At 65.9% G+C, this 19810-nt stretch carries 13 protein-coding genes; 8 read left to right on the top strand and 5 right to left on the bottom strand.

Going from position 1 to position 19810, the window contains the following annotated elements; genetic code table 11:
* The first annotated feature begins 11 nt into the window (after window positions 1-11).
* Window positions 12-584 carry an FUSC family protein gene (locus OKW44_RS04250; RefSeq protein WP_018425303.1) on the top strand — a complete coding sequence of 191 codons (573 nt, stop codon included), beginning with the start codon at window positions 12-14 and terminating at the stop codon, window positions 582-584.
* Window positions 585-609: 25 nt separating this feature from the next.
* Here OKW44_RS04250 and OKW44_RS04245 read toward each other — a convergent pair whose 3' ends face one another.
* Window positions 610-1590, bottom strand: coding sequence for a cupin domain-containing protein (locus tag OKW44_RS04245; RefSeq protein ID WP_018425304.1), 981 nt, complete (start codon window positions 1588-1590; stop codon window positions 610-612).
* 117 nt (window positions 1591-1707) lie between these two features.
* On the opposite strand from OKW44_RS04245, the gene OKW44_RS04240 reads away from it, so the two are divergent.
* Window positions 1708-2049, top strand: coding sequence for a carboxymuconolactone decarboxylase family protein (locus OKW44_RS04240; protein ID WP_018425305.1), 342 nt, complete (start codon window positions 1708-1710; stop codon window positions 2047-2049).
* Between the two features lie 141 nt (window positions 2050-2190).
* On the opposite strand, the gene OKW44_RS04235 is transcribed toward OKW44_RS04240, so the two are convergent.
* Window positions 2191-3687: a carbohydrate porin gene (locus OKW44_RS04235; RefSeq protein WP_018425306.1), complete on the bottom strand. Its 1497-nt coding sequence runs from the start codon at window positions 3685-3687 to the stop codon at window positions 2191-2193.
* Between the two features lie 1058 nt (window positions 3688-4745).
* Between OKW44_RS04235 and OKW44_RS04230 the strand changes: the two genes are divergently transcribed.
* From OKW44_RS04230 to OKW44_RS04220, 3 genes are all read left to right on the top strand, one after another.
* Complete coding sequence (locus OKW44_RS04230) at window positions 4746-4886, top strand: hypothetical protein (RefSeq protein WP_018425307.1); 141 nt, start codon at window positions 4746-4748, stop codon at window positions 4884-4886.
* Window positions 4887-5100: 214 nt separating this feature from the next.
* A complete protein-coding gene (locus OKW44_RS04225; protein WP_018425308.1) occupies window positions 5101-6858 on the top strand; it encodes an ABC transporter permease in 1758 nt (585 codons plus the stop codon).
* A 4-nt stretch (window positions 6859-6862) separates the two neighbouring features.
* On the top strand, window positions 6863-8200 hold the full coding sequence (locus OKW44_RS04220; protein WP_018425309.1) for an ABC transporter ATP-binding protein: 1338 nt from the start codon (window positions 6863-6865) through the stop codon (window positions 8198-8200).
* Between the two features lie 170 nt (window positions 8201-8370).
* Here the strand turns inward: OKW44_RS04220 and OKW44_RS04215 are convergent, their stop codons facing one another.
* Entirely contained in the window at window positions 8371-9426 is a 1056-nt protein-coding gene (locus OKW44_RS04215; protein ID WP_018425310.1) for an aldo/keto reductase, read from the bottom strand.
* Window positions 9427-9687: 261 nt separating this feature from the next.
* Here OKW44_RS04215 and OKW44_RS04210 point away from each other — a divergent pair, with 261 nt between their 5' ends.
* Window positions 9688-14361, top strand: a complete 4674-nt coding sequence (locus OKW44_RS04210; protein WP_018425311.1) for a DEAD/DEAH box helicase — start codon at window positions 9688-9690, stop codon at window positions 14359-14361.
* 205 nt (window positions 14362-14566) lie between these two features.
* Window positions 14567-16570 carry a cyclic di-GMP phosphodiesterase gene (gene pdeR, locus OKW44_RS04205; protein WP_018425312.1) on the top strand — a complete coding sequence of 668 codons (2004 nt, stop codon included), beginning with the start codon at window positions 14567-14569 and terminating at the stop codon, window positions 16568-16570.
* 18 nt (window positions 16571-16588) lie between these two features.
* Here pdeR and OKW44_RS04200 read toward each other — a convergent pair whose 3' ends face one another.
* Together OKW44_RS04200 and OKW44_RS04195 are read right to left on the bottom strand one after the other, a co-directional pair.
* On the bottom strand, window positions 16589-17692 hold the full coding sequence (locus tag OKW44_RS04200) for a malate/lactate/ureidoglycolate dehydrogenase (protein ID WP_018425313.1): 1104 nt from the start codon (window positions 17690-17692) through the stop codon (window positions 16589-16591).
* Window positions 17693-17815: 123 nt separating this feature from the next.
* On the bottom strand, window positions 17816-19276 hold the full coding sequence (locus tag OKW44_RS04195) for a M20 family metallopeptidase (RefSeq protein WP_026226674.1): 1461 nt from the start codon (window positions 19274-19276) through the stop codon (window positions 17816-17818).
* Between the two features lie 168 nt (window positions 19277-19444).
* On the opposite strand from OKW44_RS04195, the gene OKW44_RS04190 reads away from it, so the two are divergent.
* Entirely contained in the window at window positions 19445-19756 is a 312-nt protein-coding gene (locus OKW44_RS04190; RefSeq protein WP_018425315.1) for a superinfection immunity protein, read from the top strand.
* The last annotated feature ends 54 nt before the right edge of the window (window positions 19757-19810 follow it).

Raw genomic sequence — 19810 nt, 5'->3', positions numbered from 1 at the left:
GCCTTCATCCGATGACTCCGTCCGACGATTCAAGCCCTTCCTCGCGCACGCACGCCGCCGATGCGCTGTTCGCTTTCCTGAAGACGCTGCCGCTCGGCGACCGCTTGATCGAGGGCGGCTTCATGGCCGTGCAGGCGGTGGCGGGCGCGAGTCTCGCGTTCGGCATCGGTCGCGCGCTGCACACCGAGCAGGCGTTCTGGGCCGCGATCACCGCGATCGCGGTGAGCCAGCATAGTTATATCGACACCCGCAAGCTGTCGCGCGACCAGTTCATCGGCGCGATGGTCGGCGGTGTTTGCGGGCTGATCGGCACGCTCGCGGGCGGCGGCCATTTTGCCGCGTACGCGGCGACCGTGGCGGTCGCGATCCTGATCTGCTGGGTCGTCAACGTCGGCAGCGCAGCGCGCCTCGGCGGCATCACCGCGACGATCATGCTGCTGGCGCCAGGCATCGGCCCGGCGTGGGACAAGGCCTTTCTGCGGCTTGCCGAAGTGACGCTCGGCACGGTCTGCGCGGTCGTGGTCGCGCGACTGATGGCGTCGCTCGAAAGGCGCGCGTTCAGCAAGGGCGAACCGCCCAGATAGAATCGCCCACGCGTTGAGTCTTTAGTCAGTCATCCAGAGCACCGTCCGTTGGTGTGCGGCGCCGGTAACGTCCCGGCGTCACACCGACGCTTTGCGCGAACGCCTTGCCGAACGCCGCCTCCGATTGATAGCCGACCGCCTCGCCGATGTCCGCCGCGCTGCGTTGTGTGCGCAACAGCAGATCGCTGGCGATCGCCATGCGGATCTGCGTCAGAAAATCCATCACGGTCACGCCCGCGCGCTCGTTGAAGTGGCGCGCGTATGTCGCGCGCGACATCGCCGCGCGCTCGCCGAGTTCAGAGATCGTCCATGCGCGTTCGGGCGCGTCGAGCATGGCCTGCACCGATGCGCCGAGGCGTGCGTCCGTCAGCAACGCGAGCATCCCGGTGCCGTTCGCATTGCGCTCGCCGTGCACGCGCAGTGCCATCGCGAACAGCGCATGGCTCAAGGCCGTCACGATCGCGAGCGCGCTAGGCTGACGCCGCTCCGCTTCGCCGCGCATCAGAGCGATCATCGTCGGCAAGGCATCGAGCGTTTGCGCATCCCCGAGCGATACGTGCAGCGGATCGGGCAGTACATTGAGCAGCAACGCCGATGAACCGGGCGCATAGACGAAGCGGCCGCACAGCAGATCGACGCCGTCATGAATCGCGGTGTCATTCGGCGCGTGCGCGGCCGTGGCAGTGGTTTCGTGGCCATCGTTGCGCCGCACCGGCAGCATGCCGTCATGCCCGAGCGTCAACGGCAGGCCACCCGCCGAGCGCTTTACGTCGCGCACGCGATGCGCGGCGCCACGCGGGAACAGCATGAAATCGCCGGCCTGCAATTCGAGCGGCTCGCCGCCGGCGGTCTCGATCACACAACTGCCGTCGAGCACCAGATGAAACGGCGCGACGCCCGCCTCCAGCGGCGCGTGGTCGACGTCGAATGCGCCTGATAGCAGGCAGCGAAGATCGAGACTCGCTTGCGGCCGGGCAAGGTCGATCAGGCGACTGAGCGTGTCCATGAGACGAGCGCGCTAAAAGTTGAGTCGAATGAGTATTCGGGATATCGCGGCGCGGCGCAATACTTCGTCCCACGACGCCGGCAACCGCCGGCGCGCAACGGACCAAGGAGCACTGCCATGTTGAACTGGATCGATTACCGCACGGAACTGTTCGGCCGTATCGGCGAAATGTCGAAGCTCGCGCCCGAAAGCGTGAAGGCGTATCAGGCGATGTCGAGCGCCGGTCAGAAGACCGATCTGCTCGGCGCGAAAACGCGCGAGCTGATTGCGCTCGCGGTAGCGGTCAGCCTGCGCTGTGACGGCTGTATCACGGTCCATACGGCCGAGGCGCTGAAGCACGGCGCGACCCGCGAGGAAATCGCCGAAGCGCTCGGCGTCGCGATGGCGATCAACGCGGGCGCGACGCTGGTGTACTCGGCGCGCACGCTGGACGCGGTCGCCGCGCATACGCAGGGGTAAGCGAGATTGATGATTAGACGCGGCGATCGCTAAGTCCTCGTCAGTCCCTACGTGCCGCGTCGACCGGTCAAGTCAGGCGATGCGGCGCGAGGCCCTTGTTGAAGCGATCGATCACACGCGTACCAGCCTGATGACCGTTCCTCAGAACTGAATCGTCGTGCGCAAACCGAAAACCGCTTCGTTCCTGATGCGCTGGGACGAATCGTCCGGGTCCGGAATTCCGCCCCCCGGCCGCCAGAAGTACTGGAAGTCCGCTTGCATCATCCACCACGGCGCGACCTGATACTGATATGTGGCTTCGAGCATCGTCTCCGCGCTGCGCGACGGATAGCCCGGCGTGTACAGCGCCTGTCCGCTCGCGAGATCCTGCGCGTGCGAGCCGATCTTCGCATAGCCGAGCGCGAGCCCGACCACGTCGTTGTCGCGCCCCTTGAACGGCGCCTTGAGCGTCACGCCCGCATTCACGCCGAGATCGACCAGATTGCGATCGCCCGGCGCACCCATGATGCGCGCGAACACACCGAGCGACCGCGGACTGTCGGAGCCCGCGCGCCACACCATCTGATCGGCGACCACGTAGAAGCTGTAGTTGCCGCGATGACTCGTCGGCACGCCGTTGCTCGCCGGATTCGCTAGCGACAGGCCGCTCGTGTCGAAACCCTGATCCGCGAAGTGGTTGCTGTTGTACCAGAAGCCGAGCTTGTAGGTGCCCGGCAGGCCGGCCGGCTTCGGATCGGACGCATTCGCCGACGGCTGGTTGATCGCGTACTGCAGTTCGCCGATCACGAGCACGCCGTTGCCGAGATTGAAGTTCGTGCCGCTCGCGTTGAGCTTTTGCGGATCGCCAACGCCTGGCGCCGGATTGCCGTCGAATACGCCGCCCAACACGGTTACTCCGTTCGCGAACGACGCCCGCGCCCTCACGCCGAGCGACGACAGCGGATAGGCTGGGCCGCCCGCCGGCAGATCGACGGACGGCAGCACTGGCCAACCGAACGTCGCGTTCATGAAGGTGGCCGCGTACTGGCTGACCATGAACTCCTGATCGAGACTCTGCTGACCGATCTTCACGTCGACGTTGCCGAGCGACTGCTGATACCACAGTTCCCACAGACGGGTCGCGGCGTCGGCTTCGATGCCGCTCGCGGTTTGCAGCGTTTGCAGATTTCTGGCGGTCAGGCTCGTGCCGTGAATCTGCAGACCGGACACGTTGAAAGTGCCGCCTGGCAATCCAAACGCCTTTTGCGTATCGACGACGAGTCCGAACTCGGTCAAGCCTTGATAAGCACCGCCGCGATTCGTCCCGCCCGAGAGGTTGCCCATGTACTCGCCGGTCTCCTGCAGATTGAAAGTCACACCGTAGTTGCCGAGCCACGGACGCAAACCGCCGATGTCGCCGAGCAGGTTCGAGCGCTCCCACAATCCCGTGGGCGCGGCGACGCTCTGATCGGTGGGCGCCGCATTGTCCGTGGCGCCGGGAGCCGGTGCGGACGGTGCAGTCGATGGCGCCGCTTGCGTCGGCGCGGCTTCGCCGGGTGTCTGCGCGAACGCGCAAGGAACGAGGCCGAGAGAAAGAACCGCGCTCACGGCGATGGCACCGCCGGAGCTCTGCGGTCTGCGCTTGTAGATATTTTCCATCACGTATCTGGGGTTGAAGTTATAGGCGGATCGCTCCGATGTTGTTCGCACACGCAGGTGGCGAACGTGTGTTCAATTCATTCCCGGCATGCAAGCTTGCGCGAGCCAGCGACGTTACCGTGACGCACTCCGGCGCACAACGAGCGCAACGCGAAAGCGCAACCGCCTCTTCAAGCAGAGGTTGCAGACGACGGTCAGAAAAGAGGAAGCGTGCTACGGAAAACCGGCAGCAAAGGCCGGTCAGAATTGAAGCGCGCTAACCCGAATGGGGCGAGTTAGCGGCGAAGGAGTGAACCTGCGGCGACTATCTCGCGGTTGTGTTGCCGGCGCTGGCCGGCATCGGACTTCCACTGCCTGAACATGCGTCCATGGGTGACTCCTTCGATACGTTGGGGCGGATTGTATTGACGTCGCCCGAAAAAGCGCAAGTAAAAAACGCATCAAGACAACGTCGGGTTCTCGGGGCGGCACGCAATGATTCTCGAACTCGTTGCGCAAGCCTTCGTCGATAAATGTTGGCTCTGCTTACAGAATCTGGTTGACTCCGGGTTTTTACCGCGTCTAGAATTCGCCCGTCTTCTCAAATGGGGCTGATGCCTTGGACACCTGCAGTAGTCGATCTTCGAACAGTTTCACTGCCTGACCGGCAGAACGTCCGCGCCCCTTCCCCGCGCCGCCGTTCCGCCAGCAGGCAGAACGGTGCGCGCCGTAGCAAATCTTCTTCGTGCACCTCGATCATGAGCGCCATGTGGACGCGGCCTTCGCTCGTCCGCACTGGCACGCCCTCGCAAGCCTTCGGGTTTGCGGCCGACGCTCGCCGATATCCGCGCCTGGTCGCGGGTTCTGGCGAGGCCGGTAAAACCACGCTGCGTGCCTGAGCGCAGTTCAACCCGACGAGGAGCCCCATGCCCGACAGTGACAGTTGTTGTTTATGCCCCTTCCCTTCAGCCTTAGAGAAGGAAAGCAGCTAGCAACCTGACGCCGCGCCAAGCGTGCGACGTTGGACCGTCTGCCCGCTTTCCGCTTGCCGCGTCACATACGACGCGCGGAGAAACGTCATGTATTTCGCTCTGCTTTTGCCGCATCTGCCCTATCGCAACGAGTCGCGCGCTCACTACGAGTCGCTTCTGTCGCTCGATCCGGTCCGATCGAATCGGCTTGTCACGCTGTGGCGCCGAATCGGGTCGCTGCTCTCTTAAGTCCTGCCAGGTTTCTGTCACGAATCAACGCCATTATCGAAAGATGGTGGCGTTGCCTCGTCGTGGCCGTTGCTTGCTGAATGAGGCCTTTCATCAACTTGCGATTCGTCATGTTCCAACTCAACAATCCCTCGCGAATCGATGCATGTGTCGCCGCCCTGTACGGCGGCACGACTTCGCTGTGCGCAGATACCCACGGCCCCGGAGGTTACTGATGGAGTTCGGTTTCAACCTGAACCGCACCGCCAATGCATCCGCACGACGGCTGCGTCCAAACGGATGGGACTTCGTCGCGTTCCCGCTGATCATCTGCCTGATCGCGATGGCGTCGATCGGCTTTCACGAGACGCTCGCGCCGATGTCGACGCTCAACACGCAGGCGATCTCGCTCGATCCGGCCAACCTGCCCGAGTACGCGATGCGCACCACGCTGCGCATGCTCGCGGCGATGGTCGCGTCGCTGATCTTCACGCTGGTCTACGGGACGCTGGCCGCCAAGAGCCGCCGCGCCGGTCTCGTGCTGGTGCCGATTCTCGACATCCTGCAGTCGGTGCCGGTGCTCGGCTACATCTCGTTCACGGTCACGTTCTTCCTCGCGATGTTCCCGGGCCGCGTGCTCGGCGCCGAACTCGCCGCGATCTTCGCGATCTTCACGAGCCAGGCGTGGAACATGACGTTCAGCTTCTATCAGTCGCTGCGCACGGTGCCGCGCGATCTCGACGAAGTCTCGCGCGGCTTTCAACTGACTTCATGGCAGCGCTTCTGGAAACTCGAAGTGCCGTTCTCGATGCCCGGCCTGATCTGGAACATGATGATGTCGATGTCGGGCGGCTGGTTCTTCGTCGTGGCTTCCGAGGCGATTACGGTCGGCAATAACACGATTACGCTGCCGGGCATCGGCGCCTACCTGGCGCAGGCGATCAGCGACAAGAACCTGCACGCGATCGGCTGGGTCATCCTCGCGATGACGGTCGTGATTCTCGCCTATGACCAGTTGCTGTTCCGTCCGCTCGTCGCGTGGGCCGACAAGTTCCGCATGGAGACCACGACTTCGGGCAACGCGCCGCAGTCCTGGCTGCTCGACACGATGCGGCGCACACGTCTGATTCATCAGTTGCTGACGCCAGCGGGCGTGATGCTCGCGACCACCGCACGCATTCCGTTCCGTGTACCTTTCGCGAGCGCGCGACGCGCCAGCGGACCGCGCGGCGAGAAATCGACGCGCGTGGGGGACATCGTGTGCGGCGTGCTCGTATTCGTGCTGACGGTCTATGCGATCTATCGCGTCGTCGCCTATGTGCGTGCCGGCGTCACGCTCGACGAGGTCGGTCACGTGTTCGTGCTCGGGCTCATCACACTACTGCGTGTCGCCGTGCTGATCGCGATCTCCTCGGTGATCTGGGTACCGATTGGCGTGTTGATCGGCCTGCGTCCGGCGCTCGCCGAGAAGGTCCAGCCGCTCGCGCAGTTTCTCGCCGCGTTCCCCGCGAACCTGCTGTTCCCGGTGTTCGTGATCGTGATCGTGCGCTTTCATCTGAATCCGGATATCTGGCTGTCGCCGCTGATCGTGCTCGGCACGCAGTGGTACATCCTGTTCAACGTGATCGCGGGCGCGACCGCCTATCCGAACGACTACCGCGAGGCGGCCATCAATTTCCGCATCCGGGGCTGGCAATGGTGGCGCCAGCTGATGCTGCCGGGCGTATTCCCTTACTACGTAACTGGCGCGATCACCGCATCGGGCGGCGCGTGGAACGCGAGCATCGTGTCCGAGTGCGTCCAGTGGGGCGATACCAATGTGGTCGCGCACGGCCTCGGCGCCTATATCGCCGAGACGACCGCCGCGGGCGATTTTCCGAAGATCATCCTTGGCGTCGCCGTGATGTCGCTATTCGTCACGCTATTCAACCGCGCGCTGTGGCGCCCCCTGTATGCCTTTGCCGAAATCAGGCTGCGACTCGACCAGGAGTGAACCCATGCAAAACGTCATTCAAGCCATTCCCGCCGACCGGCTCCAGTCGTCGCCGCGCGTGGGCGCGCAAGTGCTGAACATCGAGCACGTGAGCCGCGGCTTCCATAAAAACCAGAGCGACCTGCTGGTGCTCGACGACGTCAATCTGACGCTGCACGAGGGCGAAATCGTCGGACTGCTCGGCCGCTCGGGCTCGGGCAAGTCGACGCTGCTGCGCATCATCGCCGGTCTGATCCGGCCGACGAGCGGCAATGTGACCTACCTGGACAAGCCGCTCGACGGTCCCGCCGAGGGTGTCGCGATGGTGTTCCAGAGCTTCGCGCTGTTTCCATGGCTGACGGTGCTGCAGAACGTCGAAGCGGGGCTGGAGGCGCTCGGCGTCGGCGTCGAGGAGCGGCGCACGCGCGCGCTCGCCGCGATCGATCTGATCGGCCTCGATGGTTTCGAAAACGCGTATCCGCGCGAACTCTCGGGCGGCATGAGGCAGCGCGTCGGCTTCGCGCGCGCGCTCGTCGTCGATCCGACCATCCTGCTGATGGACGAGCCGTTCTCCGCGCTCGACGTGCTGACCGCCGAAACGCTGCGCACCGACCTGCTCGACCTGTGGAACCAGGACCGCATGCCGATCAAGTCGGTGCTGATCGTCACGCACAACATCGAGGAAGCCGTATTCATGTGCGATCGCATTCTCGTGCTGTCGTCGAACCCCGGGCGCGTGGTGGCCCAGACCGTAGTGCCGTTCGCGCATCCGCGCAACCGGCTCGACCCGGATTTTCGCGCGCTCGTCGACGAAATCTACGCGAAGATGACCGCGCGCCGCAGCGACACCGCGGCCAAACGCGAACTCGAACCCGGCAGCTGGTTGCCGAACGTGTCGATCAACCTGATGGCCGGTCTGCTCGAAACGCTCGCTGCAGCGCCCTACAACGGCCGCGCCGACATGCCCGACATCGCGCGCACACTGCAGCTGGAAGTCGACGAACTGTTCCCGATCGCGGAGATGCTGCAGCAGCTCGGCTTTGCCGAAGTCAGCGAGGGTGACGTGTTCCTGACGCCACCCGCGCATCGATTCGCCGAGGGCAGCACGCAGGAGCGCAAGATCATGTTCGCCGATCATCTATTGCAGCGCGTGCCGCTCGCCGCGCGAATCAGAAAGGTGCTCAACGAACGGCCCGGACATCGCGCGCCGCGCGTGCGCTTCGAGCAGGAACTCGAGGACCTGCTGTCCGACAGCGCAGCGCAGGAGACACTCGATGCGGTGATCGACTGGGGTCGTTACGCGGAAATCTTCTCGTACAACGACAAGACGGAGACTTTCAGTCTCGCGGACGTCGAGACCTGAGCGAGTGCCGAAACGAAATGGCCGCGGAGAACCTGAGAGCGGTCGATCGTCTTCACGAGTTGGCGGTTTTTCCAGTCGACCGCCTCAGCCCCACGCGCGCGAGCATGAAACTCGCGCGGCCCATCGATGAAGATTCAGGCTTCCAGGGCGAACGCGAGTACGTCGTCGCGTTATCGCTGCACGACGTGCCGAACCTCGGCCAGTTGCTGCCGGCGTTGCTCGCCCTGCCGCTCCAGCATCCAGCCGGGGTACTCCGCCGGCAGCGCGCTGACTTCGGCCAGCTTCGCGAGCTCATCGGCGGATAGCGCGACGTTGGTCGCTGCGATGTTGTCGTCGAGCTGCTCGATTTTCTTCGCGCCGACGATGACCGTGCTGACGACACGCTGATGCAGCAGCCACGCCAGCGCGATCTGCGCGACCGATACGTTTTTCGCTGCAGCGATTTCGCGCATCACGTCGATGCAGTCATACGCGCGCTCGCGATCGACCGGCGGAAAATCGAAGTTCGTGCGACGGCTGCCCGCCTCGGCCTGCTGCTCGCGTCCATATTTGCCGCTCAGCAAACCGCCCGCGAGCGGACTCCACACCATCAGGCCGAGGCCTTCGCTTTGCAGCATCGGCACGAGTTCGCGTTCGAGATCGCGGCCCGCGAGGGTGTAATACGCCTGCAGCGTTTCGAAGCGCGCGGTGCCGAGCCGCTCGGCGATGCCGAGCGCCTTCGCGATCTGCCACGCGGCCCAGTTCGACACGCCGACGTAGCGCACGTGGCCGTGCTGCACAAGCGTATCGAGCGCGCGCACGGTTTCTTCGATCGGCGTGGCCGGATCGAAACCGTGGATCTGATACAGGTCGACGTGATCGAGTTGCAGACGCTTCAGGCTCGCCTTGATGCCGTCGAGGATGTGATAGCGCGACGCGCCGCGCGCGTTTGCGAACTCGCCGGTCTGGCCGAACACCTTGGTCGCGATCACGACCTTGTCGCGCGGTACTTGCAGATTCTTCAGCGCCTGGCCGGTGATCTGCTCGGACAGGCCGCCCGCGTAAACGTCGGCTGTGTCGATGAAATTGATGCCCGCGTCGAGCGCCCGGCCGACCAGCCGCTCCGCGTCGTTCTGCTGCAGATCGCCGATCTGCCGCCAGATGCCTTCGCCACCGCCGAAGGTCATCGTGCCCAAACACAACTCTGAAACAAACACACCGGTACGGCCCAACTGGTTATATCGCATCGTCGACGCTCCTTCGTGGGTGCAGGAAGAGTCGTCAAGCGTACTGCAATTGGCGGAGACTGGCAGGAGAGGCACACACGCGGCAAAAAACTACGAATTCCAGCAGCGGCGCGAAGCCCGATGCGCCGCGCACGAGCGGCGAAAACCTGCGAGACTGACCGCTGTTGCGCCGTCAGCGTGGAATGACCCGCAACCGCCAAAACGGTCGACATTGGCCGGTACTGACTGGATATCCCCCGCGCCGCCCTCATCTACACAAGCATGACTTCGGCAAAAACTTCCGCCGCACTCGACGCGGCGCCCCGTTCCCGCAAGGCCCACTCCACCGCGAGCGCGGCGCGCCCCGCCGCGCCAGCCCAGCAGGCACTCGACGGTTTTCACCCAGCCGTCGCCAACTGGTTCCAGCAATCCTTCGACGCCCCGACCGACGCACAAGCCGCCGCGTGGCCGCAGATCCGTAGCGGCCGCTCGACGCTGGTCGCCGCGCCGACGGGCTCCGGCAAGACGCTGACCGCATTCCTGTCCGCGCTGAACGAGCTGGTGTCGCAAGGCCTCGCGAACGGCGGCACACTGCCCGACGAAACGCTGGTCGTCTACGTGTCGCCGCTGAAGGCGCTTTCGAACGACATCCGCCTGAATCTGCAACTGCCGCTGCAAGGCATCGCCGCCGAACTCGACAGGCTCGGCCTGCCGCCGCTCGACATTCGCACCGCGGTGCGCACCGGCGACACCACGCAGCAGGAACGCAATGCGTTGAAAAAGCGCGCGCCGCACATTCTCGTGACGACGCCCGAGTCGCTGTACGTGCTGCTCGGCTCGGATTCTGGCCGCCGCATGCTGGCAACGGTGCGCACGGTGATCGTCGATGAGATTCATGCGCTCGCCGGCAGCAAGCGCGGCAGTCATCTCGCGCTGAGCCTCGAACGGCTCGACGCCCTCTGCGCCCGGCGCCTGCCGCGCATCGGGCTGTCGGCGACGCAAAAGCCGGTCAGCGCGGTCGCGCGGTTTCTGGTCGGCGGCGCGAGCCTGGAGAGCGACGTACCGGCCGAGTGCGCGGTAATCGACGTCGGCCACGTCCGCGCGCGCGACCTCGCGCTCGAGATCCCGCCGGTGCCGCTCGAAGCGGTGATGGCCAACGAAGTCTGGGAGCGTATCTACGACCGGCTCGCCGAACTGGTCGCGCAGCACCGCACGACGCTGATCTTCGTCAACACGCGCCGGATGGCCGAGCGCGCCGCGCGTCATCTGACCGAGCGGCTCGGCAAGGACGCGGTCGCCGCGCATCACGGCAGTCTCGCGAAAGAACATCGTTTCGACGCCGAACAGCGACTGAAACGCGGCGAGCTGCGCGTGCTGATCGCGACCGCTTCGCTCGAACTGGGCATCGATATCGGCGACGTCGACCTCGTCTGCCAGATGGGTTCGCCACGCGCGATCGCGCCGTTCCTGCAACGCGTCGGCCGCTCGGGCCACCACGTCGGCGGCATGCCGAAGGGGCGGCTCTTTCCCGCCTCGCGCGACGACCTGCTTGAATGCGCGGCGCTGCTCGATTGCGTGCGGCGTGGCGAACTCGATGCGCTGCGCATCCCGCGCGCGCCGCTCGACGTGCTCGCGCAGCAGATCGTCGCGGAAGTGTCGAGCGCCGAGTGGAGCGAGGATGCGCTGTTCGACATGCTGCGGCGCGCCGCGCCGTACGCGGATCTGTCGCGCGAGCAATACGACGCGGTGCTGCGCATGCTCGCCGAGGGCTACACGAGCCGCCACGGTCCGCGCGCCGCGTATGTGCATCGCGATGCGGTAAGCGGCACGCTGCGCGGCCGGCGCGGCGGCAAGCTGGTCGCCGTAACGTCGGGCGGCACGATCCCCGAAAACGCCGATTACGCGGTCGTGCTCGAGCCGCAGGCGATCAACATCGGCACCGTCAACGAGGACTTCGCGGTCGAAAGCCTCGCCGGCGACGTGTTCCAGCTCGGCAACGCGTCGTACCGGATTCTGCGAATCGAGAGTGGCCGGGTGCGGGTCGAGGACGCACAAGGGCAACCGCCGAACATTCCGTTCTGGCTCGGTGAGGCGCCGGGGCGCAGCGACGAGCTGTCATTCGCGGTCGCGAGATTGCGGGAGCAGGTCGAGCGTTTGCTGACGGAGGGCGAGCAGGCGTCACACGCGGTTGCGTCGGTGCCAATCGCCGCGGCGCAATTCGAAGCAGCCGCAACGCCCGCGAAATCCGCGGCAAAGCAAGGACGCAAAGCGAAAGCTGCCGGGGCGCAGCGCGCGACGCAGACCATCACGGCGTCCGCAACCGCCGCAGCCACGTTGCCCGCGAGCGAAGCCGAACCCGCCGCCGCGCGCCTCGACCACGCCATCGCCTGGCTCGCCGACGACCTCACGCTCGGCGAGCCCGCCGCGCGCCAGATCGTCGAATACCTGGCGCGTGCGCGCGCCGCGCTCGGCGTACTGCCGACGCAGAGCACGCTGGTGATGGAGCGCTTCTTCGACGAATCGGGCGGCACCCAGCTCGTGATCCACTCGCCGTTCGGCAGCCGCGTGAACCGCGCGTGGGGGCTCGCGCTGCGCAAACGCTTCTGCCGCAGCTTCAACTTCGAGTTGCAGGCCGCCGCCACCGAAGACGCGATCGTGCTGTCGCTGACCGGCAGCCATTCGTTCGCGCTCGACGAGGTCTGGCGCTATCTGCACTCGAACAGCGCCGAACGTCTGCTGATCCAGGCACTGCTCGATGCGCCGTTGTTCGGCGTGCGCTGGCGCTGGAACGCGACGACCGCGCTCTGCCTGCCGCGCTACACGGGCGGCCGCAAGACCGCGCCGCAACTGCAGCGCATGCGCAGCGAGGATCTGCTCGCGAGCGTGTTTCCCGAGCAGGCCGCGTGTCTGGAGAACGTCGTCGGCGAACGCGAGGTGCCGCGCCACCCCTTAGTCGACCAAACCATCGACGACTGTCTGCACGACGCGATGGACAGCGAACGCTGGCTCGCGCTGCTGCGCCGCATCGAGCGCGGCGAGTTGCGGCTCGTCGCGCGTGATCTGCCGGCGCCGTCACCGCTCGCCGCCGAAATCCTGACCGCGAAGCCCTACGCCTATCTCGACGACGCGCCGATCGAGGAGCGCCGCACGCAGGCGGTGCTGAACCGCCGTTGGACGGACCCTGAAAGCGCCGACGATCTTGGCGCGCTCGACGCCGCCGCGATCGACAGCGTGCGCGACGAGGCGTGGCCGCAGGCGCGCAACGCCGACGAAATGCACGAAGCGCTGACGGGCCTCGCGTGCATCACCGGGGCCGAGGCGCTCGCGCACGAGGATTGGCCGACGCTGCTGGCGGCGTTGGCGAAAGCCGGCCGGGCGACGCGCTTGCCGCTGGCCGCGCAAGCCAACGCGAGCACGGGCAACGACGACGCCAGCGACAGCGACAGCGCACTGTGGCTGCCCGCCGAACGCCTGACCTGCTTCGAAGCGCTGTACCCCGGCATCGCGCGCAATCGCTACACGCCGCCGCTGAGCGCCCCGAAGGGCTACACCGAGAGCTGGAGCGCCGACGATGCGCTCGTCGACGTGTTGCGCGCGCGGCTGACCGGCTTCGGCCCGCTGACGGTCGAGGCGATCGCGCGTCCGCTCGGTTTGCCGGCCGACCGGATCGAACAGGCGCTGATCCGGCTCGAAGCCGAAGGCTATTTGTTGCGCGGCCGCTTCACGCCGCACACGAGCACCGAGGAATGGTGCGAACGACACCTGCTCGCCCGCATCCACCGCTACACGGTGAGGCGGCTGCGGCGTGAGATAGAGCCGGTCGAGCGGCACGACTTCATGCGCTTCCTGTTCGAATGGCAGCATCTGACGCCGACGACACGAGCCGAAGGCCGCGACGCGCTCGCCGCCGCGCTCGACCAGCTCGAAGGCTTCCAGGCCGCGGCCGGCGCGTGGGAGGAAGACATCCTGCCCGCGCGCGTGCGTGCCTACGCCAGCAGTTCGCTCGATGAGCTATGCCGCGCCGGCAAGATCGTCTGGACCCGCCTGACCGAGCGGGCGCGCGGCGCCGCCGGTCCGGTCCGCGGCACGCCGATCGTGCTGCTGCCGCGCGCCCAGTTGCGTGCGTGGCGCGCGCTGCTCGATCCGGCGCGTCAGGTCGAGTTGTCGGCGCTCGCGCAAAGCGTGCACGACACCCTCGCGCAACACGGCGCGATGTTCTTCGACGAACTGCTCGCCGAGGTGCGCGTGCTGCGCATGGAGCTCGAAAACGCGCTCGGCGAGCTGGTCGCGGCCGGCCTCGCGAACTCCGACAGCTTCGCGGGCTTGCGCGCGTTGCTGAAGCCGGTCGCCAAACGCAACGCGTTTTCCAGCAGCCGGCGCGCGCGAGCGAGCGCGCTGATCGGCGGCATGGACGACGCGGGGCGTTGGGCGCTCGTGAGCCGTCCGTCGGCCGTCGCGCCGGAAAATCCACCCGAGCGGCGGCGCCAGTTGCCGCCCGAGGCGCTCGAACACGTCGCAATGACGTTGCTGCGCCGCTACGGTGTCGTGTTCTGGCGCGTGCTCGAACGCGAGGCCGAATGGCTTCCGCCGTGGCGCGATCTGCTGCGCGTTCTGCAGCGGCTCGAGGCGCGCGGCGTGATCCGCGGCGGGCGGTTCGTCAACGGGCTCGCGGGCGAGCAGTTCGCGCTGCCCGAGGCGATTCCGCTGCTGCGCGAGGTGCGCCGGCAGCCGCACGACGGTGCTCTTATCTGCGTTGCTGGGACCGATCCGCTGAATCTCGTCGGCACGCTGCTGGTCGGCGACAAGGTGCCGGCCGTGGCCGGAAACCGCGTGCTGTATCGCGACGGCGTGGCGGCGGCCACGCTGGTGGCCGGCAAGTTCCAGTTCGACGCGGCGTTCGACGCCAACCCGCCCGAACGCGAACGCGCGCGCGTGCTGCTGGCGCGCCGCCTCTAGCGACGTCGTCGTGGCGCCGTTTTGCCGCGCGATAATGCCGCCGCGCGCGGCCGCGCCGGCCCATACCCTTGATTAGCAAAACGTTAATGATTCTTCGCTCGAATTGTCACGCTTAGATACAATGAGGCAGTTTCAATTTGGTATGAGGAAGACTGTCTGCCGCCGCCCGCCTTGATAGGGACCGCCGGCACACTCCGGGGATTCCATGAGCGACGAGCTACACGACCAGGTGCTTCACGCGCGGTTCCGCACGAGCAGCCCTCGCTGGAGCCTGGCGGCGGCCAGCGACACGCTGGAACTCGTGCCTGCGCACGGCCAAGCGACTGCCGGCGTCGCCATTTCCCTCACCTCTTCTCAAGCCTCCCAGGTCCGCGCGCTGAGCGGCGTGACCTCCCACGTCGTCGTCGACGTTCAGCTCGACGGCGCGCCGCTGCGGCTGCATCTGGTCGGCAAGAAACTCGATTGTCATCGCTGGGGCGGCACGGCGTCGGCCGATGGCGACACCGAATCCGTCGCGCGAGCGCTGCTGCACGGTCTGTCGTTCGCTGAACAGGTCGTCTCGGAGGTCAATTCGGTCGTCGTGATCGTCGACCGGAACGGCCGGATACAGCGCTTCAACCGGCTCGCCGAGGAGCTGACCGGGCTCAGGGAAGAGGACATCATCGGCCGCAGCGTCTGGACGCTGTTCATGTCGTCCGACGACGGCGGAGTCTCGAACGAGGTCAGCGCGAACTTTTTCAATCGTGGCGAACCGTACGAGATCGAACGGCGCATCAAAACTGTGCACGGCGAACGGCTGTTCCTGTTTCGCAACAAATTCGTGCGCAGCGGCAGCGGCATCGAAGACCAGTTCCTGATCTGCTCGGGCACCGACATCACCGAACAACGGCTCGCGCAGGACCGCCTGATCGAGCAGGCCACCACCGACCCGCTCACTGGCCTCGCCAATCGCAACGCGATCCAGGAGCGCATCCGGATCGCGATCGAACAGGCCGCGCCGGGCGAAACAGTCGGCGTCCTGTTTCTCGATCTCGACAACTTCAAGAAGGTCAACGATCACTACGGCCACGTGTTCGGCGACCGGCTGATCTGCGACGTCTCGGACGCGATCCGCAACTGCCTGAATCCGGGCGACTCGCTCGCGCGTCTGGGCGGCGACGAGTTCATCGTGCTCGCGGCGAAGGGCTCCGCGCATGACCTGGAAAACACCGCGCTGCGCATTCTCGATCAAATGCGCATGCCGTTCGCTGTCGGGCTCGTCGAGGTCTATACCGGCTGCTCGATCGGCATCGCGCGTTCGCCCGAGCATGGCGAAACCCTCGAATCGCTGATCCGTTCGGCCGACACGGCGATGTACGTCGCGAAGGACGAAGGCAAGCGCACGCATCGCGTGTTCTCGCCGGACATGAACCGCCGCGTCGCGGAGTTCATGTGGCTCGACACGAATCTGCGCCGCGGACTCGAGGAAGGCCAGTTCGCGCTGCACTATCAGCCAAAGTTGAACCTCGCGACGGGCGCCGTGCAAGGCGCGGAAGCGCTGGTGCGCTGGAATTCGCCCGAACGCGGCCAGATCATGCCGGCGGAATTCATCCGTTATGCCGAGGAATCCGGACTGATCGGCGTGCTCGGCCGCTGGGTGATGGAAACCGCAGCGAAACAGGCGGCCCGCTGGAAAGCGGCCGGCTACGAGCTGCGCGTCGCGATCAACGTGTCGGCGCGACAGCTCACGGATACAGCCGTAGTCCGCCATTTCACCGAGGCATTGCAGCACGCGAGTCTCGATCCATGCCTCGTCGACCTCGAACTGACCGAAAGCTGCCTGATCGAAAACGAAGCGGCCGCGATCGAGCTGATCAAGCAGTTCCGCCAACTCGGCGCGCAAGTGCATCTGGACGACTTCGGCACCGGCTACTCGTCGCTGTCGCAACTCGGCCGTATTCCACTCGACGTGATCAAGCTCGACCGCAGCTTCACGCGCTCGATCCACGCGGATATGAAGGCACAGGCGCTGGTGCGCTCGATGGTCGCCGTCGCGCAGGAACTCGATTTCCAGGTGGTCGCCGAAGGGATCGAAACCGAGGCGGAAGAAGCCTTCATGAAGGGGCTCGGCGTCGATTACGTGCAGGGCTTCCTGTATGCGAAGCCGATGCCCGCCATCGAGTTCGAGCGCTGGCTGCTCGATAGGCGCAAGCTCAGGCTGATTGCCTGAGCCCTGCTGTCGCGCGCTTCAGCCGAGGCGCGCGGACCAACCACCCACTTCGTCTTCATTCATCCCGACGGCGCGCGCCGCGGAGTGGATTTGCGTCCACGTCGCCGCGTCGATCGGAATGCCGGCGGCCTCGCGCTGCGCGCGCGTCACGCGCTCGGGCTCGCCGGGTTCGTAGATGCGCTCCGCGCCCGCCGCGAGCGGCGACGCCTTCACCCACGCAAGGAACGCATCGGCTTCGGCTTGCGCATCGGGCGCGTCGAATGCGGTGGGATCGATGATCACCGATAGCATGCAGTTGATGATCGCGTGCGTGGTACCGAGCGTGTCCGCATGTGTCGTGAAGCCGCCCGACAGCGCGCCGCCGAAAATCTCGCAGATCGCCGCGAGCCCGAAACCCTTGTAGCCACCGAACGGTGTGAGCGCGCCGAACGGCGCTTCGTGCATGACTTTCGGTTCGAGCGTCGGCATGCCTTCGTGATCGATCAACGCGCCGGGTGGTGTGTGCTTGCCCTGGTTATAAGCGACGCGCGTCTTGCCAAACGCGATCGTGCTGGTCGCGAAGTCGAGCACCAGCGGCGGTTTGCCTGGCCGCGGATAAGCGGCGCAGAACGGATTCGTGCCGATGCGCCGGTCCGCGCCGCCGAATGGCGCGACGAGCGGATCGCCCGCCACGTTGACGAAGTGAAACGACACTAGCCCGGCGCGCGCGCACTGCTCGGCCCAATGCCCGATGCGGCCGATATGATGCGCGCCGCGCAAGCCCACCGCGCAGACGCCGAGCCGCCGCGCGCGCTCGATGCCCCGCTCCATCGCCTCGAACGCGATCACCTGACCGAAGCCCTTGCCGCCTTCGACGGTCAGTACCGCGCCCGCGTCCTTCACGACGTCGGCGTGTCGATTCAGTTGCAGTTGCCGGTCGGCGAGCGATTCGACATAGCGCGGGATCATGCCGACGCCGTGCGAGTCGTGCCCGGTCAGATTCGCGGCCACCAGATGATCGGCCACCAGCTCCGCTTCGCGCGGCGTACTGCCCGCTCGCTCCCAGATCGCCCTGACGTAGGCATGCAGTTGATCGGCCGGAATCCGGGGCGTGGTGGTTTGGGCAGTCTGGGAGTCGGTCATTCAGCGTGTCGGTGAGGTTCGAACGGGAGGAATGAAACGGCGGGAAAAACAGCTACATCAAAGCAGCATCAATAAACAGCGGGCCCGGGTGACGCCCGAGCCCCACTCAAACGAAACCAGAACTCACGGCGCCGCGGCAATCACTTCGGCAACCGCGGCCGTCAGCTTCTTGCCGTACGGCACGTGCAGGAACTCGTTCGGCCCATGTGCGTTCGACTTCGGCCCGAGCACGCCGCACACCATGAACTGCGACTTCGGGAAGCCCGCCTTCAGCACGTTCATCAACGGGATCGTGCCGCCGAGACCCATGTAAGCCGCGTCGGCGCCGAAGTGCTGACGCGACGCATCGTTGAGCGCGGTGGCGAGCCATGGCGCGACCTCCGGTGCGTTCCAGCCGCTCGCCGCGCCCGCATCCGGCTTGAACGTGACCTTCGCGTTGTACGGCGGATCGAATTCGAGCAGCGCCTTCAGTTCGGCGACCGCCTTCTCCGCTTCGATGGTCGGCGGCAGCCGCAGCGACAGCTTGAACGCCGTGCGCGGACGCAGCACGTTGCCGGCGTCGGCGAGCGCGGGCAAGCCAGCCGCGCCCGTCACCGACAGCGACGGACGCCACGTCGAATTGAGCAGCGCCTCGCGCGGATCGGTCGTGGTGGGCAGCACCTGACGGCCGTCCTGGCCGCACGCCCACGGCATCTTCTTCCAGACGTCATCGCCGAGAATCTTTGCGGCGGCCTCCGCTTCGCGCAGACGATCGGCCGGCACCGTGCAGTGGAAGCCCTTCGGCAGCAGCGTGCCGTTCGCGGAGTCTTCGAGACGATCAAACAGTTGCCGCATGATGCGGAAGCTCGACGGCACGATGCCGCCGTAGACGCCCGAGTGAATCCCTTCGTCGAGCACCTGCACTTCGAGATCGCCGCCGACGAGTCCGCGCAGCGACGTGGTCAGCCACAGCTGATCGTAATTGCCCGCGCCCGAGTCGAGACACACGACGAGCCCGACGTTACCGAGCCGCTCGCGCAGCGCGTCGACGTAGGGCAGCAGATCGTAGCTGCCCGACTCCTCGCAGGTTTCGATCAGCCCGACGCAGCGCGGCCGCTCGACACCCTGCGCATCGAGCGCGGCGAGCGCCGTCAGGCTCGCATAGATCGCGTAGCCGTCGTCCGCGCCGCCGCGGCCGTAGAGCTTGCCGTCTTCGAACTTCGGCGTCCACGGACCGAGGTCGTTGCGCCAGCCATCGAACTCGGGCTGCTTGTCGAGGTGGCCATAGAGCACGATGGTTTGGTCGCTGCCCGAGCGCGTCGCGGCCGTCTCGAAGAAGATCACCGGCGTGCGGCCCGGCAGGCGGATCACCTCGAGCTTCAGGCCGCGCACCGGTTGCTGCTCGGCCCATTGTGCGGCGTCGGTGATCACGCGCTCCAGATAACCGTGTTTCGCCCAGTCGGGATCGAACGCCGGACTCTTGGCCGGCACCGCGATGTAGTCCGTCAGCGCGGGCACGATCTCGTCGTTCCACTTGCGCTCGACAAATTCTCGTAGCGTGTCCGGGTTGAGTTGAGCCTGCTGGGTCGTGTCGTCGCTGATCATGATCGGGTCCGTGAAGTACTGTTCGGTCGAAACGATCATGATAGTCCCGATGCGTGTCGGGCTGAACCCCTTGCGGTGATTGGAGTGGAGACTGGAATGCGCAGGTGCGAGACGCGCGGCCGCCATTCGCGCGACAATCGCTATATGCATCGCGCATCAGGAGCTGGTATGGGTGGCAACGTGGCCGTTCAGGCCATCGGCGCGGCGTTCGCGCTGGCGCTGTATTTTCTGCCGGCGATCATCGCGGACCGGCGCAAGCGCCGCGACGTGCTGACGCTCGCGCTCTTCAATGCGTGCCTCGGCTGGACCGTACTCGGCTGGGTGCTCGCACTGTATTGGGCGCTACAGCCGAATCCGGCGGAGAGCCTCGCGCGGGACGTCGTGGAGACACGCAAGGTGTCGACCTTGCGCGCGTTTTCATCGGCGCTGACGCTGCGCGTGCGGCGACGCGAGGCCGCGCGCGACCGGCCCAAGCGCTGAAACGATTCGGGCGGCTCGAGCAATACGAACAACAGGAAACCGATTGATTGACGT

It is taken from the genome of Paraburkholderia lebeckiae (assembly GCF_050436325.1).
GTDB lineage: Bacteria > Pseudomonadota > Gammaproteobacteria > Burkholderiales > Burkholderiaceae > Paraburkholderia > Paraburkholderia tuberum.
The sequence above is the reverse complement of the archived record's forward strand: the minus strand, read 5'-3'. Positions and strand labels throughout refer to the sequence as shown.